This is a genomic window from Vibrio paucivorans (assembly GCF_054053395.1).
In genome coordinates, this window is sequence record NZ_CM133231.1 from 14,944 (window position 1) to 29,700 (window position 14,757).

14 protein-coding genes are annotated in these 14,757 nt (G+C 45.8%); 9 read left to right on the top strand and 5 right to left on the bottom strand.

What is annotated here, in order from left to right:
- Positions 1-6 precede the first annotated feature (6 nt).
- From ACXABW_RS15225 to rplT, 5 genes are all read left to right on the top strand, one after another.
- Complete coding sequence (locus ACXABW_RS15225) at positions 7-462, top strand: hypothetical protein (protein ID WP_457525927.1); 456 nt, start codon at positions 7-9, stop codon at positions 460-462.
- A 253-nt stretch (positions 463-715) separates the two neighbouring features.
- On the top strand, positions 716-2,644 hold the full coding sequence (thrS, locus tag ACXABW_RS15230; RefSeq protein ID WP_457525929.1) for a threonine--tRNA ligase: 1,929 nt from the start codon (positions 716-718) through the stop codon (positions 2,642-2,644).
- Positions 2,645-2,647: 3 nt separating this feature from the next.
- Positions 2,648-3,199: a translation initiation factor IF-3 gene (gene infC, locus ACXABW_RS15235; protein WP_252034180.1), complete on the top strand. Its 552-nt coding sequence runs from the start codon at positions 2,648-2,650 to the stop codon at positions 3,197-3,199.
- 106 nt (positions 3,200-3,305) lie between these two features.
- Complete coding sequence (gene rpmI / locus ACXABW_RS15240; RefSeq protein WP_019275792.1) at positions 3,306-3,500, top strand: 50S ribosomal protein L35; 195 nt, start codon at positions 3,306-3,308, stop codon at positions 3,498-3,500.
- A gap of 41 nt (positions 3,501-3,541) precedes the next feature.
- Positions 3,542-3,895 carry a 50S ribosomal protein L20 gene (gene rplT, locus ACXABW_RS15245; RefSeq protein ID WP_004401084.1) on the top strand — a complete coding sequence of 118 codons (354 nt, stop codon included), beginning with the start codon at positions 3,542-3,544 and terminating at the stop codon, positions 3,893-3,895.
- 227 nt (positions 3,896-4,122) lie between these two features.
- On the opposite strand, the gene ACXABW_RS15250 is transcribed toward rplT, so the two are convergent.
- From ACXABW_RS15250 to ACXABW_RS15270, 5 genes are all read right to left on the bottom strand, one after another.
- Positions 4,123-5,868, bottom strand: a complete 1,746-nt coding sequence (locus ACXABW_RS15250) for a sodium:solute symporter family transporter (protein ID WP_252033618.1) — start codon at positions 5,866-5,868, stop codon at positions 4,123-4,125.
- Positions 5,861-6,856, bottom strand: a complete 996-nt coding sequence (locus ACXABW_RS15255; protein ID WP_457525932.1) for an ester cyclase — start codon at positions 6,854-6,856, stop codon at positions 5,861-5,863. Before ACXABW_RS15255 ends, ACXABW_RS15250 begins: the two co-directional genes overlap by 8 nt.
- Positions 6,857-6,907: 51 nt before the next feature.
- Positions 6,908-7,882 (bottom strand): nuclear transport factor 2 family protein, encoded by a 975-nt coding sequence (locus ACXABW_RS15260; RefSeq protein WP_252033622.1) that lies wholly within the window; start codon positions 7,880-7,882, stop codon positions 6,908-6,910.
- A 512-nt stretch (positions 7,883-8,394) separates the two neighbouring features.
- On the bottom strand, positions 8,395-9,357 hold the full coding sequence (locus ACXABW_RS15265; protein WP_457525934.1) for a LacI family DNA-binding transcriptional regulator: 963 nt from the start codon (positions 9,355-9,357) through the stop codon (positions 8,395-8,397).
- Positions 9,358-9,506: 149 nt separating this feature from the next.
- Entirely contained in the window at positions 9,507-10,256 is a 750-nt protein-coding gene (locus ACXABW_RS15270; RefSeq protein WP_457525936.1) for an HpcH/HpaI aldolase family protein, read from the bottom strand.
- A gap of 290 nt (positions 10,257-10,546) precedes the next feature.
- Between ACXABW_RS15270 and hisD the strand changes: the two genes are divergently transcribed.
- The 4 genes from hisD to ACXABW_RS15290 all read left to right on the top strand — a co-directional run bounded on the left by hisD (position 10,547) and on the right by ACXABW_RS15290 (position 14,411).
- Positions 10,547-11,839, top strand: a complete 1,293-nt coding sequence (gene hisD, locus ACXABW_RS15275) for a histidinol dehydrogenase (RefSeq protein ID WP_457525938.1) — start codon at positions 10,547-10,549, stop codon at positions 11,837-11,839.
- Between the two features lies 1 nt (position 11,840).
- The gene (locus ACXABW_RS15280) at positions 11,841-12,575 is read left to right on the top strand and encodes an SDR family NAD(P)-dependent oxidoreductase (RefSeq protein WP_457525940.1); all 735 of its coding nucleotides are present in this window, start codon (positions 11,841-11,843) and stop codon (positions 12,573-12,575) included.
- A gap of 116 nt (positions 12,576-12,691) precedes the next feature.
- Complete coding sequence (locus ACXABW_RS15285; protein ID WP_457525942.1) at positions 12,692-13,687, top strand: cupin domain-containing protein; 996 nt, start codon at positions 12,692-12,694, stop codon at positions 13,685-13,687.
- A gap of 10 nt (positions 13,688-13,697) precedes the next feature.
- Positions 13,698-14,411, top strand: coding sequence for an alpha/beta fold hydrolase (locus ACXABW_RS15290; protein WP_457525944.1), 714 nt, complete (start codon positions 13,698-13,700; stop codon positions 14,409-14,411).
- Positions 14,412-14,757: the final 346 nt, after the last annotated feature.

The window sequence follows — 14,757 nt, forward strand, 5'->3', positions numbered from 1 at the left end:
TAGTGTATGGAAATATCAAAATACGCGCTTGCCATTATACTTTCTTGCGGCTTCGTTCCAGCGAGTTTGGCCTGTTCTTATGACGGCCAGTTTAGTAATCCTTTCGCTGAGAGTTATGAGGGAGCGCTAGATGTAGCGATAGCCACACAACAAGCGATTAACGAGCAAAGCCTACATCCAACGACAATTGCTGCTGGGAAACAAGGGCTGAGACAAGTGAGCTGGTGGCTGACTGTATGGACAAAGCAGGGGCCAATACAACCTGATACCTTCGTTTATTTGGTCGATAGTCAGTTATGGAGTTACTTTACATCTGATAGCCAAATGCAGATTCACTCAGACGCTCCTACGGCCAAAGATAGACGAGTGGTGATGTTATCTGAAGCTGCACTCGACAACTTAGTGAAAGATAACGTGAGCTTTGATAGGGCGTTGAGTCTAGGGGTAGTATCCGTTAGATAGTGAACGATAAGAGTAAAAGCGGAGGAAACAATCCTCCGCTTTTTTATGCTTGTTTACTTGCCAAATAATGAGAATATCATGGCATCGATTGTTATTTAATTTGATTCAGTTACAATGCCCGTTCGCATTTTTTTAGGTACATCCGTATTTGTATCGACATAAATGTAGAGTCTTATAATGCGATGTTTTAAAAGCTAAAACATTAACTGAACACGTGTTGCTTGGTATGCAACACCACTGTAAAGGATATCTAATGCCTATTATTACACTTCCTGACGGCAGTCAGCGTCAATTTGACAACCCAGTTTCAACTCTAGAAGTCGCTCAATCGATCGGTCCTGGTCTTGCTAAAGCAACCATCGCTGGCCGTGTTGATGGCAACCGTGTTGATGCATGTGACCTTATCGAAAACGATACAAGCCTTGAAATCATCACTGTAAAAGATGAAGTCGATGGCCTTGAGATTGTTCGTCACTCTTGTGCTCACCTACTGGGTCACGCGATCAAGCAACTTTACCCTGAAGCTAAAATGGCGATTGGTCCAACGATCGATAATGGTTTCTACTACGATATCGACATGGAGCACTCTTTAACGCAAGAAGACTTAGAAAAAGTCGAAAAGCGCATGAAAGAGCTCGCGAAGACCAAGTACCAAGTTATCAAGAAGAAAGTTAGCTGGCAGGAAGCACGCGATGCATTTGAAGCTCGCGGTGAAACATACAAGATGGAAATCTTGGATGAGAACGTAGCTCGTGACGACCGTCCAGGCCTATACCATCATGAAGAATACATCGATATGTGTCGTGGCCCTCACGTACCACATATGGGTTTTTGTCAGCACTTCACGTTGCTTAACGTAGCGGGTGCATACTGGCGTGGTAACAGCGATAACAAGATGCTTCAACGTATCTACGGTACGGCTTTCCACGACAAGAAAGCGCTTAAAGCGCACCTAACTCGCCTAGAAGAAGCAGCGAAGCGTGACCACCGTAAAATCGGTAAGCACCTAGACCTGTTCCACATGCAGCAAGAAGCACCGGGTATGGTGTTCTGGCACCACAATGGTTGGTCTATTTTCCGTGATCTGGAAGTCTTTGTTCGTGAAAAACTGACCGAATACGGTTATCAAGAAGTAAAAGGTCCGCTTATCATGGACCGTGTTCTTTGGGAGCGTTCTGGTCACTGGGACAAATACGCGGAAGCGATGTTCACGACTTCTTCAGAAAACCGTGAATACGCACTGAAACCAATGAACTGCCCTGGTCACGTTCAGATCTTTAACCAAGGCCTGAAATCATACCGTGATCTACCGTTGCGTATGGCTGAGTTCGGCTCATGTCACCGTAACGAACCATCTGGTGCACTGCACGGTATTATGCGTGTACGTGGCTTTACTCAAGATGATGCGCACATCTTCTGTACTGAGAGTCAAATTCAGGAAGAAGTCACTAGCTGCATCAAGATGGTTTACGATACGTACCAGACATTTGGTTTCGACAACATCGTTGTTAAACTATCGACTCGCCCTGAAAAGCGTGTAGGTTCAGATGAAATCTGGGATCAATCAGAAGAAGCGCTTAAGCAATCTCTTGAAGCGATGGATATTCCATACGAAACTCAAGAAGGTGAGGGTGCATTCTACGGTCCTAAGATCGAATTTACGCTTTACGACTGTCTAGACCGCGCATGGCAATGTGGTACGGTCCAGTTAGACTTCAACCTACCTGGTCGCCTTGGTGCAACTTACGTAGGTGAAAACAATGAGCGTTTAGTACCGGTGATGATTCACCGTGCAATTCTAGGTTCTCTAGAGCGTTTCATTGGTATTCTTATCGAAGAATACGCTGGTTTCTTCCCTACATGGTTGGCGCCAGAACAAGCAGTTATCATGAACATCACCGACAAACAGTCAGATTATGTTCAAGAAGTTGCACAAAAACTACAAAAAAGTGGAATTAGAGCCAAAGCAGACTTGAGAAATGAGAAGATTGGCTTTAAAATCCGCGAACATACTTTGAAGCGTGTCCCGTATATGCTGGTTTGTGGCGACCAAGAGATGGAAGCTGGAGAAATCGCAGTACGTACTCGTAAAGGTAAAGACTTAGGTAAGTTTAAAGTGGATGACTTTATCTCATACATCCAAGCCGAAGTTTCTACCCGTAAGCTCAATCTGGAGGAATAAGCTATTAAAGGCGGAAGACGTGGCCAACAACCGGCCAAACAAAACCAGCACCGTTTAAACGGTGAAATTCGCGGCGTTCGTGAAGTTCGTCTAACAGGCGCTGACGGTGAAGCCGTTGGTATCGTTTCTATCAATGAAGCGCTAGAAGCAGCTGTTGAAGCTGGTATGGATCTCGTAGAGATCAGCCCTAACGCCGAGCCACCAGTTTGTCGTGTGATGGACTATGGCAAGTTCCTCTTCGAAAAGAGCAAAGCTGCTAAAGAGCAGAAGAAGAAGCAAAAGCAGATTCAGATTAAGGAAGTAAAATTCCGTCCTGGAACTGATATTGGAGACTATCAGGTAAAACTACGCAACCTGACGCGTTTCCTAGAAGACGGCAACAAAGTGAAGGTAACAATTCGCTTCCGTGGCCGTGAAATGGCTCACCAAGACATCGGTGTCGACGTTTTGAATCGTTTGAAAGAAGATACAGTAGATTTAGCTGTTGTTGAATCTTTCCCGACTCGAATCGAAGGCCGACAGATGATCATGGTATTGGCCCCTAAGAAGAAGTAATTAACGGCTTTACAAGTAACAAAACCTAGCCGTTCTTGAATGGCTGGGTTTTGTTCGCCCTAATTACTATTGTTTAAAACAACTCAACAATGCGGAGTTATTCATCATGCCTAAGATGAAAACCAACAAAGGTGCTGCTAAGCGTTTCAAGAAAACTGCTGGTGGTATTAAGTTTAAGCACGCTACTAAACGTCACATCCTGACTAAGCGTACTACTAAGAACAAGCGTCAGCTTCGTCCAAATGCAATCCTTCCTAAGTGTGAAGTGGCTGCAGTTGTTCGTATGATGCCATACGCTTAATTCTTTTTAGTTTAATAATCGTTTAGTTTAGGAGAAGCATAATGCCTCGCGTAAAACGTGGTGTACAAGCTCGTGCACGTCATAAGAAAGTTCTAAAACAAGCTAAAGGTTACTACGGAGCACGTTCACGTGTTTACCGCGTAGCTTTCCAAGCAGTTACTAAAGCTGGTCAATACGCTTACCGTGACCGTCGCAACAAGAAACGTCAATTCCGTCAACTATGGATTGCACGTATCAACGCTGCATCTCGTCAAAATGGTCTATCTTACAGCCGTTTCATCAACGGTCTTAAGAAAGCATCTATCGAGATCGATCGTAAGATTCTTGCTGATATCGCGGTATTCGACAAAGCTGCATTCGCAGTTCTAGTTGAAAAAGCGAAAGCTGCTCTTTAATTAGCAGTTTGAAGGTTAAGAGAAAGGAGAGCTTCGGCTCTCCTTTTTTATTGCCTGCTTCCTATACCCAAATGATTTCAGGTTTTGATTTAACACACCAAGCTACTCTTGGTTGAGCGAAGTTATTTGGGTATGGCTGGTGACAATCTCAATTGATGCGCATAAACAAAAAAAGCCCGCTGACTATCAGCGGGCTTAATTATTTGGAGTTATTGCAGCTCTAGCAGTTACAAGCTTTGGGTTTCAACATTGTCTGTTCGAGAGCGGAGCTTATTACCAAACAGAGAGTAAACAGCGTACCCGGCAATGCTTAACGCGACAAGAATAGAGCAACCGCGCACAAAATTAATCAGCATTGGAGCGTTGTCGGTGAATGCGTTGATTCCCCACAGGAATATAAGAGAGAACACAAACATCACTAACAGGCCGTAGCAAGGTGCATCAATCTTACCAGGGATAACGTACCAGCCATCTTGTTTCACTGGCTTGTTTAATCGTGCGTACTCAGCTTGTTGACCTTTGATGGTATATAAGTGCATTTCTTCCTGTTTGCCTGTCAGCAGTAGGCTCGCTGCATAAGCAACAACAGCATTGACCACCACACCAATAACACAGTACCAAGGCCAAGCGATGTCGGTTGCGACTGCGACGTACCAGATAGCGACAAAGCTTGCTGCGACGCCAATTAATAGCCCTTTCTCTGTAATGTGCTTGGAGTAGAAGCCCAACACAAACATACAGAAACTTGCACCAACAAAATAAGAACCTGCCTTACTTAGTACTTCAAGTACCGAGCCTGTACTCGTCGCGAACATCAATGCAGGAATGATAACCAAAATAGCCCAGCCAACTGTGAAGAAGCGTGAAGCTTTCAAGTAATGTTCTTCAGATTCGTTCTTCTTGTAGAAGCGTTTGTAGAAGTCGGCAACCGATACTGTAGCCATGGAGTTAAAGGCTGAATCTAAGCTCGACATACTTGCTGCCAGAATTGCCGCAGCGATGATTCCCATGAGGCCTGGCATGCCATATTCACTGGCGTAGTGCAGAATAATAGTGTTGCCGTTTTCGAATTCTTGACCATCGTAGTAAGCGTTGAATAACACGCCCAATAGAATGAATACGAAGTAGATGAAGAAAGCGACGTAGCCCATCATCAGCATTGCTTTTTTCGCGTCGCCCATGCTTTTTGCAGCCATACAACGTTGCACCATCATCTGGCTACCACCGTATACTGTCGTGTGGAACATCGTCATAGCAATAACACCAGCCCAAACGGTTGTTACTTGGCTTAAGTCCATACTGGTTTGCAGTGAGTCCGTCATTCCCTTAGCTTTAAGTTCGGCCATCACTTCGGTCATTGGTGCAGGCATGCCATTCCATACCGCTTCAATGATGATGAATGCACCGATGAACAAGATGACCGCTTGGATGACGTCTGTCCAGATAACCGCTGCAATCCCGCCCATAACGGTATAAACCAGCGCAATGGCGGTAACAATCATGATGCAGTACACCACGTCAATCCCTGTAATGAACTCAAGTATCATAGCGGTCGCGTACAGCACCGCAGCTGAGCTCAACGCTTGTTTGATGAGGAAGATAAAAGATAGAGTAACGCGAGATGCTTTACCAAATCGTCTCTCTTGATATTCGTATATTGAGGTAAGGCCATTGTTGTAGAAAAACGGCATGAACACAGCAACAATGAAAAAGATCACAAGAGGGTAGTTCAGGTGAATTGCGATCACCGATAACCCTTCTTTGTATGACCAAGCAGGCCCGCCTAAGAAAGACATTGCGCTTACGTATGTACATACCACAGAGATACCGATTGCCCACCATGGAATGTTTTTGTCACCTAAAGCGAACTGATTCGCCGAGGTGACTTTTTTACCCACTACGGCACCGAGTACCAAAGTGAGAACGATGTAGACACCGAGTATCGTCCAGTTAAGCGTTCCAAACTCATGCATAACTAGGTCCTTCTAATTGTTCTTTCATTTGGCCGAATACGTCATAACCGAGTTGAAGCAGAATATGTACGATATCTATCGCTACCCAGTTTTCTTTCAGCAAGTTACCTTCACGTCGCCAGATATCCATAACGCGAAGCTCAATGTTTTTTCCTGTTGGAGCAAGCCCTAACCAGCCACTGTGGCCTGTATGAGTGCCGTGCATATGAGGCCAACCACCAGTGGATACGTAGTCATTTTGAGCCAAAAAATTGAGCTCAATATCGACACTTCGATCCGGGAATGCGAACACGAATGGTGCTTGGTGATGATTACGGAAACCTTTGATACCACGAGTGGTTCCAATGCCAGCTGGGCCGTACCACATAAAGTCGCTGTGCCAGTAATTCTCAAGATCCATAGAGTAAAGATCTTTACCATCGAAGCGGCCTAAACAGGACAGCATGTCATGGACAAGCTGGCCACTTTGTTCACTGTGTTGAGCACATATCTCTCCGTTTTGAATGCCATCGAATGTCGCTGGTGCTGGTACCAACCCGTCGTGTCCTAGACTACGGCGAAGTGGATTAGAACCGGCTTGGTTCATAGCATCGATGAAATCAGGAATCATATACGATTCAGTGATTTGGTTGTTCTCTACACAAACCATTTCGGTGTATCGCAAGTAAAGGGTTTTTCCTGTCGCTGGGATACCGAACAGAGGCTTTTCAAATGTCCCTACAAAATAACCTGTCGAGTTGTACCAAGTGCGGCCTTCAAACTCGCCATTCATTACAATCATTGGGCGACGTTCTACATCAGGCAAAGCAGCAGCTAATGGTGCTAGGAATTCAGAGTTTGTTGATTCTGGCCCATTCAAGTCGTTGATTGGATGGGCAACACACCATTTCACATCAGGATTGAGGGCTTCATTCGCGATGTTCGCTTGCTCGCTAGCTGGGGCTTGGAAATAGGATCGGTAAAACTTCTCGATGATGTTAAGTGACATTGTGTTTCCTTACTGTTCGTTAAATTGTAGAGCGGGTGGTGTGGCTTGTTGTTAGCCTTTCTGTAGTAGGATTTGTTTCCAGATTGCTGTCTCGTCGATAAGCGTAAACTCGCGGCGCAGCCCCCACGGGCCAAACTCAGCGTGGCTTATTCCCATAATGTGGACTTCTTTACCTGTTGGTTGGCCAAATGCGCCGTATCCTTCGTGCTTACCTTGCAGTGACCAGCGGATTGCAGCGCGCGGAGACATCATTGGGTCGTCGCGACCTATGCGATGATGCACAGTGAATTTTGCATTAGGGAATGAGGAGCGCAGAGATATCCAGAAATGATCGATCTCATGATGTGAAAGCGCGGTGCGTCCTCCAGCATATTCGCCAATACATGCACGATCGTATTCTTTTGGAATAACGGAAAACTCTGCGTTCATGATGCTGTTCAAGATTGATTCATAACGCTGACCATATTCGTCATCGTTACCAACACCAAGGTAAGGGCCTTGAACATCGCACTCAGGAGTAAATGGAAACTTACTGTTTTCTACACCACCTTCAAATTCGATCTGGTTACGTGCAAATTGTTCCGAGGTCATGCCCAGTTGCTTGGCGATATCAGCTTGGTCGCGGATGAGCCACTCATCGTTAATTTGATTATTGATTGCATGGCAGTCGGCAATGATGCGAAAACGCAGCTTCGTGTTGGTCGCTTTGCCGTAGAAACCATCAATGCTGTGTGTTGCAGTTGAAATGATTCGGTGTGAAGACAGCATACCTTGCTCTGGTGAGCCAGACCAAATGACATCCTCGCCAAACAAAGTGCGATCTGGAAACTCTGCAAGTGTTGCCATGGTCGCGCTGATCACCCCTTCGTTACCCTGAGCGATGGATAGAGGTGTGCGAACAACAATATCCGGCGAGTAGTAGTGCTCTAGCGTATGTAAACCACGGTCTTCCCAAATTTCTTTGGTGATACCGATAATGTAGTCTGGGAAATCACGCCATTTTTCATCAAAGCCAGCCATGGCCATAACCTACCTCCTGATCAAATTGTTCAATTTTTGTTTGTTTTGATTACGTATCCAAAATGAAGTTATGTTGCAATGTTGTCAACAGTAAGTTTTCTTGGTGTTTTAATATCGTGCTTAAGATCAGATTTTTAACATCTGTTTGAAAAACACCCAGAGTAAATACGCTAATCGATTTTAACGCGAGTAGATAAGAGAGGTTTTTCCCTTTAAGTACTTGTTTGTATGAGTGATATAGATAAGGAAAATAAAGGGCTTGGTGAATGGGTTTCGACGAAAGATATGCGTTTGAATGGCATGGAGTCTGACCAAATAGACCGCTAGTGGACGTTTAGTTTCCTAAACGGTGATCTTGTCTCAATCCCTATTGCATACGAATTCAGTGGCTTTCAGCGGTCGTTTGTGGCGGTGAAAATGAGAAAAGCCTCGCGTGGGATGCGAGGCTTTATTGAGTCAGTACGGTGATTATGAGCTTAGGCTTATGCCTCTAATTGAACCATTTCCCTTTGCTAATATTAATTTCGAGCGGTGCTGCCACGCTCGATTAGCGTTCCTTTCTCAAGGAGATACTCTCCAGAAGCATCGACGTTGTCGTTAATCCGCGTCATCAAGTCTTCCACGGTGCGACGAACAATATCGTCTATAGGTTGTGCAACCGTGGTTAGGTCGTAGCTTGGCCAACTCGACATCGGGATGTTATCGACGCCCATGATCGCATAGTCGCTAGGAATTGAAGCGCCACTTAGGCGTAATCCATCCATAAGCCCGAGTGCGATAATGTCATTAGCGCAAAATATCGCTTCAGGTCTCACTGAGTGGGCGAGCACTTCCTTTGCCGCTTCCATACCAGCATCGAAGCTGTAGTTAGACTGAATAAAGACAGGTGTGGGTACATCAAGCGCTTTTAGCTTGGATGAAAAACCTAGCCAACGTTCTTCACTGGTCATCGAACCGGAATCACCACTAATATACGCCAACTGTTGATATCCCTTACTAACCAAGTATTCAGCTGCTTCTTCGCCTGCTAAACGGTTATCAATTCCGGTCGCATTTGCATTGATTCCTTTGGTGTAACGGTTGATGACGCTTAAGTGCACACCAAACTTTTCACATTGTGCAAACGCGCGCGAAGTCAATCGACTGGTTGCGATGACCAAGCCGTCCACTTGATACTCAATTGCGCGGGAAATAGCTAAATCAAGGTCGCCTTTGTCAATAGGGCAAAGCACCACTTGACCACCGCGCCTTTGAATCTCCATTGCCAATGCTCGCGATTGGAGATCGTACATCGGGTTAGACTCACTATCGAGCGCAATGGCTATCAGGCCAGAGCGATTAGAAATTAAACTACGGGCAATAGCATTGGGCGTGTAGCCGAGCTTTGCTGCAGCATCCATGACCATTTTCCGTTTTTTCTCGCTAATGCTAGCGGTTGGGCTAAAAGCTCTTGATACGGTCGACTGAGAGACGCCGAGCATCTTGGCGACGTCTATCGAAGTTACTTTCGCTTTAATAGTTATGCTCCTTGTGTGGGGTATCAACCCCTTTTCATTAGCCTGAGTGTATGGGCTAGAGGATTTCTCTGTCTAGAGCTAGCTATTGATAGCGTTTAACTATCGGAGAAAACTCAGGAATTCATCACATTTCTTTCTTGTCGGAAACCGTCAATGATCATTTTGTGTTCAGAACCTACACAAAAGAAGTTTACACCGAGTTCACTCCAATCTTTCGCTTGCTGCGCAGTTGCGACAAACATTCCGACTGGCTTACCGTGTTTTCTAGCGGCGTCGATGATTTGGATGCTTGCTTGGCGAACTTCTTCGTCGTTCACACTGGTTGCACCATACGCAACGGTAAGATCAACCTGCCCGATGAATAGGGCGTCGATACCTTCTACACCTGCGATAGCCTCGACATTATCGACTCCTTCTGGGTCTTCAATTTGTGCAATGACTACTGTGCTCGAAGCACTATCGGTTAGGTGTTGAACCATTGGTTTTGTGGCGTAATTCGCGGCTCTACTGGAGCCTGCATAACCACGCCCACCTTCCCCGTAGTGGCATGTTTTGACGATGGTTTGAGCTTGTTGCTCTGTACAAACGTGCGGAATCTGAACGCCAGTCGCGCCGCAATCTAACGCATTCAAAATGGTGGAAGGTGCGCTGTCTTGAACTCTGACTAAGCAAGGCAATTGGTTGGCGCGCGCAGCGAGTATGCAAGCATCCAAAGTGGTTCTGTCGAACGGTGCATGCTCGGCGTCCAGAATGATAAATGGAAGCTCAGCAAGTGACAGCACCTCGACGATATGCGGATGTGGTGTTTTTACAAAAGTGCCAAGAAGTGAAGCTTGAGAGAGCGTAGATTTAAAGTTGTGCATAAAAATATCTCCATTGCAAAGGTATGCAAAAATTAACATGGATAAATGTAAATACTCAGTAAAAATAGTGTGATCAAAATATCATAATTGACTATTAAACCATCGTTGTTAGCATAGTTATTGTTAGTGAATTGGTTTTTTTTCTGTTAAAAACAAAAACTTAATGTGTTTGCCGACCTTGCGTACGTTTAGCTTGAAAGATGTTAATTTTATGTTTAGTCTGGTTTTGCATTCGTATCCAAAAGTGAAAATTAACAACCGTCAGACCCAACCCTCAAGGAGAAAATCGTATGGCACGTATTCTAAAGAATGGAATCACCGAAGAAGTTTCAGCATCAAACGACGCAAAAGTTCGTCAAATCGTTGAAGACATTCTTTCTAACATTGAATCGAAAGGTGATAGCGCTGTCCGCGAGCTTTCAGAAAAATTCGATAACTGGTCTCCAGAGCAATTTCGACTCACTCAAGATCAGATTCAAGCTTGTGTTGATGCGCTAGACGATTCTACTCGACACGATATCGAGTTCGCCCAAGAGCAAGTACGTAATTTTGCTCAGATCCAGCGCGATTCAATGAAAGACGTAGAAGTAGAAACCATGCCGGGTGTGGTATTGGGCCATAAGAACATTCCGGTAAACAGCGTGGGCTGTTACATCCCAGGTGGTAAGTATCCTTTAGTTGCTTCAGCGCATATGAGTGTATTGACGGCTAAAGTTGCGGGTGTAAAACGTGTTATCGCGTGTGCGCCTCCTTTCAACGGTCAACCTAACGTAGCGATAGTCGCTGCAATGGCTTTGGCTGGTGCGGACGAAATCTACTGTTTCGGCGGAGTTCAGGCGGTAGGTGCTATGGCTCTTGGTACAGAAACAATCGCTCCGGTCGACATGATTGTTGGCCCAGGGAACGCATTTGTGGCTGAAGCGAAACGCCAGTTATTTGGTCGTGTGGGTATTGATCTATTTGCTGGCCCAACTGAAACACTCGTTATTGCAGACGAGCAAGGCTGTGATCCTGAATTGGCAGCCGCTGATTTACTTGGCCAAGCCGAGCACGGTTACAACTCTCCAGCCGTCCTTCTAACAAATAGCGAAAAGTTCGCTCAAGAGACAATCAAAGAAGTCGAGCGTCAGTTAACGATTTTGCCGACTGCTGAGGTTGCAGGCAAGGCATGGGCTGACTACGGACAAGTGATCGTGTGTGATAGCTATGAAGAAATGGTAGAAGTTGCGGACGATATTGCTTCTGAGCACGTACAGGTCATGACTGAAGATCCAAAGTACTTCCTAGATAACATGACGAATTACGGTGCGCTATTCCTAGGGCGTGAAACGAACGTTTCTTACGGAGACAAATGTATTGGTACTAACCATACGCTTCCGACCAAGAAAGCGGCGCGCTACACCGGTGGCCTTTGGGTTGGAAAATTCATTAAGACTTGTACTTACCAACGAGTGACTGAATCGGCTTCGCTGAAAGTCGGCGAGTACTGTTCACGTCTATGTGCACTCGAAGGTTTTGCTGGGCACAAGGAGCAAGCCGATATTCGAGTTCGTCGTTACAAAGGTAAAGTAGAAGAGGCGTAATATGCAAAAAACTGCCTTAGTTACAGGCGGCAGTGGCGGTCTTGGGGCCGCCATATGTCATAAGTTGGCCAATTCAGGCTACCAAGTAATCCTGACTTACAACAGCAACCAGAGTTCTGCTGACCAAGTCGTTTCGGCTCTCAGTGGAGAAGGGCATGTCGCGTTCCAGCTCAATGTAGCTAACTCGCAAGCGATAGAAGAGCTCGCTAAGCAAGTAGCGGAGATTAGCCCGCAACTGGATTTGCTGGTGAACTGCGCTGGAATGACAAAGTTTGTTGCTCATTCGGATCTACAAGGTCTTAGTGATGAACTGTTTGATCAGATTTTTCAGGTTAACGTGCGCGCGCCATTTGCCATGGTAAGGGCATGTGAATCTTTGCTTCGTGAAGCGAAAGGTTGCGTCGTTAACATTACTTCAATTGCAGCGCAAACCGCGATGGGAAGCAACATCGCATATTGTGCGAGTAAATCGGCGGCTGAAAACATGACCCGTTCATTGGCTCGCGCACTGTCCCCAGATATTCGTGTCTTAGCGGTCGCGCCAGGTTTAGTTGATACCGAGTTTGTTAAAGGGCTGGACGATAGCTGGCGCAATCAGCAAGAGCAGTCGACACCACTTAAGCGTTTGGCGAATGATGACGAAGTTGCAAACGCGGTATTCGCTGCCGCCGAGTTACTGACTTTCTCGACAGGTACAACCTTGGCCGTTGATGGTGGCCGTCCATTAGGCAACTGAGCCATAGACACGCCAAACCATTGAGAAACACCAAACCATTGCTTTTGGTATCCACTCGTCGAAAGCAACGTCAGGGCTAGGCCCAAGAATAAGAATGAATAAATAGGATTTTATCTATGACTCTACAAAGCCAGATTAACGACAATCTTGTTCGTTATATGGAGCTGATTCCTGGCACCAGTGCTTTTATTGATGCACGTACTCCAGGCAGCGATCTTAAAGATAACTTTTGCATCATTGGTGCAGGGGTTGCAGAAAGCAGCCGTCAGCATGTCCATATTCGCGATACAGCGGGTTTCAATATTGGTGCTGCTGGCCAACCGCCGGGTATCAAAAACTCGCTTCACTCACACCGAACCGCAGAGTTGTTTGTGGTTTTCAAAGGCCAGTTCCGCTTTTACTGGGGGAATGATGGCGAGCATGAAGCCGTGCTGTCGCACGGTGATGTCATTTCTATTCCAACTAACTTGTTCCGTGGGTTTGAAGTGGTAGGGCGAGATTACGGATTTATGTTCTCTGTACTTGGTGGGGATGATTCTGGCGGCGGCGTGATTTGGCACCCGAATGTCATCAAAGACAGCCAAGGTTACGGCCTATACCTTAAAGCCGATGGAACATTGGTTGACACAATCGACGGCGATGCGGTGCCAAGTGAAACTGAGCTAATGCCTCTACTTACAGAAGAGCAGCTAGCGACATTTGATACTTACACCGCCGAGCAAATGATGCCTTTCGTTGCGCTTAAGAATGAATATCGCCCGATACAAGGTGAATTTACGGGCTCTAACGTCAATCAATACGCGTTAACGGGCCATCCTTTGGCTGACTACGATTTCCACGTGAAGAGTGAAGATGAAGTGAGCATCATGGCGTATGAGCTAACAGAAGGTGGATCAATACCCCTGCATCGTCGTGACGATAAGCAAGTGCTGATCAACTTTGACGGTGATACCGAAGTGGTAGTCACGCACCAAGGAGAGCAAGCAAGTATCATCATGACTCGTGGAGACGTATTTAGTGTCCCGGAAGGCGCTTCGTATTCTCTAACTAACTTACGCGGGAATAGCTTCACATACTGCGTTCTTGGGTCAGACAAGCCTGCAAAATTATAAGGAGTAGGGCATGACACAACCAATGCCTTTGGTTTGGCTGCCGGGTTTATTGTGTGATGGTACTTTGTTTGAACAAGTTAATCAGGAGCTGCCCGATTGGGTCGCTCCTGAATGCGTTCAACTGCCCGCATTGGCTAGCATGGAACAACTTGCGTCATTCGTATTGGAAAATGCACCGAGAGAGTTTGTACTGGGTGGACTTTCCATGGGGGGAATATTAGCGTTTGAGGTTTATCGCCAGGCTCCTCATCGAGTGAAAGGCTTGATTTTGATGGACACCAATTCCGCTGATGAGAAACCGGAAGTATCGGAAAAACGCTATGCACTGGTTAAAAGGGCATTAAAAGGCGAATTCAGGCAGCTTACTCCAGAAGTGTTGATGCCTGTTTTGATTCACCCTAGTAGCGCAGCAGATACGGCGCTAACGAAACAAATTGAGCAAATGGCACTCAATGTTGGTGTTGACGCATTTCAAGCTCATGCCGACGCCTTAGCCACTCGCCCAGATGCAAGGCCATTACTTGCCGAAATCTCTGTACCAACAATAGTGATTACGGGAAAAGAAGATTTGCTTTGCCCAATTGACAATCACTTGTTGATGGTAAGGCATATTCCTGATGTGAGCCTGCATGTGCTGCCTAATTGTGGTCACTTGTCGACAATGGAAAAGCCACATCAAGTCGCTCGCCATCTCTCTAATTGGCTGGAATTACTGGCTGCATAGATCAGATTGCTAGGTGAGTTTCATCGCCTAGCTTTATCTCGGTTGTTCTGGTTGCTTTTTGGATCTCAATTCCCTTTTATCTTATCGAATTTTGGGTGTTACACACTCAATATGGTTTTGCAATTCATCGACTTAGCATCGCTTTCCTACCTAGTTGATGGTTCGCACTCTCTATCTTGCCAGTTGCTGTAAAGACAATAAAAACCCAGAGTGTGACACTCTCCCAAAAGTGGTTTGGCTAACGGAGTGGAGCGACCCAGTTTTTACGCCTGTCGTCCCAGACGTATCAATACATTAATCTTCTAGCACGTAAAAATAGAACTTTAGTTTTCATTTTTGTTTGATG

Excerpts from the sequence above, each read along its gene's own strand:
- ACXABW_RS15225 (WP_457525927.1), top strand. The coding sequence starts at position 7 with ATGGAAATATCAAAATACGCGCTTGCCATTATACTTTCTTGCGGCTTC.
- thrS (WP_457525929.1), top strand. The coding sequence starts at position 716 with ATGCCTATTATTACACTTCCTGACGGCAGTCAGCGTCAATTTGACAAC.
- rpmI (WP_019275792.1), top strand. The coding sequence starts at position 3,306 with ATGCCTAAGATGAAAACCAACAAAGGTGCTGCTAAGCGTTTCAAGAAA.
- rplT (WP_004401084.1), top strand. The coding sequence starts at position 3,542 with ATGCCTCGCGTAAAACGTGGTGTACAAGCTCGTGCACGTCATAAGAAA.
- ACXABW_RS15250 (WP_252033618.1), bottom strand. The coding sequence starts at position 5,868 with ATGCATGAGTTTGGAACGCTTAACTGGACGATACTCGGTGTCTACATC.
- ACXABW_RS15255 (WP_457525932.1), bottom strand. The coding sequence starts at position 6,856 with ATGTCACTTAACATCATCGAGAAGTTTTACCGATCCTATTTCCAAGCC.
- ACXABW_RS15260 (WP_252033622.1), bottom strand. The coding sequence starts at position 7,882 with ATGGCCATGGCTGGCTTTGATGAAAAATGGCGTGATTTCCCAGACTAC.
- ACXABW_RS15265 (WP_457525934.1), bottom strand. The coding sequence starts at position 9,357 with ATGCTCGGCGTCTCTCAGTCGACCGTATCAAGAGCTTTTAGCCCAACC.
- ACXABW_RS15270 (WP_457525936.1), bottom strand. The coding sequence starts at position 10,256 with ATGCACAACTTTAAATCTACGCTCTCTCAAGCTTCACTTCTTGGCACT.
- hisD (WP_457525938.1), top strand. The coding sequence starts at position 10,547 with ATGGCACGTATTCTAAAGAATGGAATCACCGAAGAAGTTTCAGCATCA.
- ACXABW_RS15280 (WP_457525940.1), top strand. The coding sequence starts at position 11,841 with ATGCAAAAAACTGCCTTAGTTACAGGCGGCAGTGGCGGTCTTGGGGCC.
- ACXABW_RS15285 (WP_457525942.1), top strand. The coding sequence starts at position 12,692 with ATGACTCTACAAAGCCAGATTAACGACAATCTTGTTCGTTATATGGAG.
- ACXABW_RS15290 (WP_457525944.1), top strand. The coding sequence starts at position 13,698 with ATGACACAACCAATGCCTTTGGTTTGGCTGCCGGGTTTATTGTGTGAT.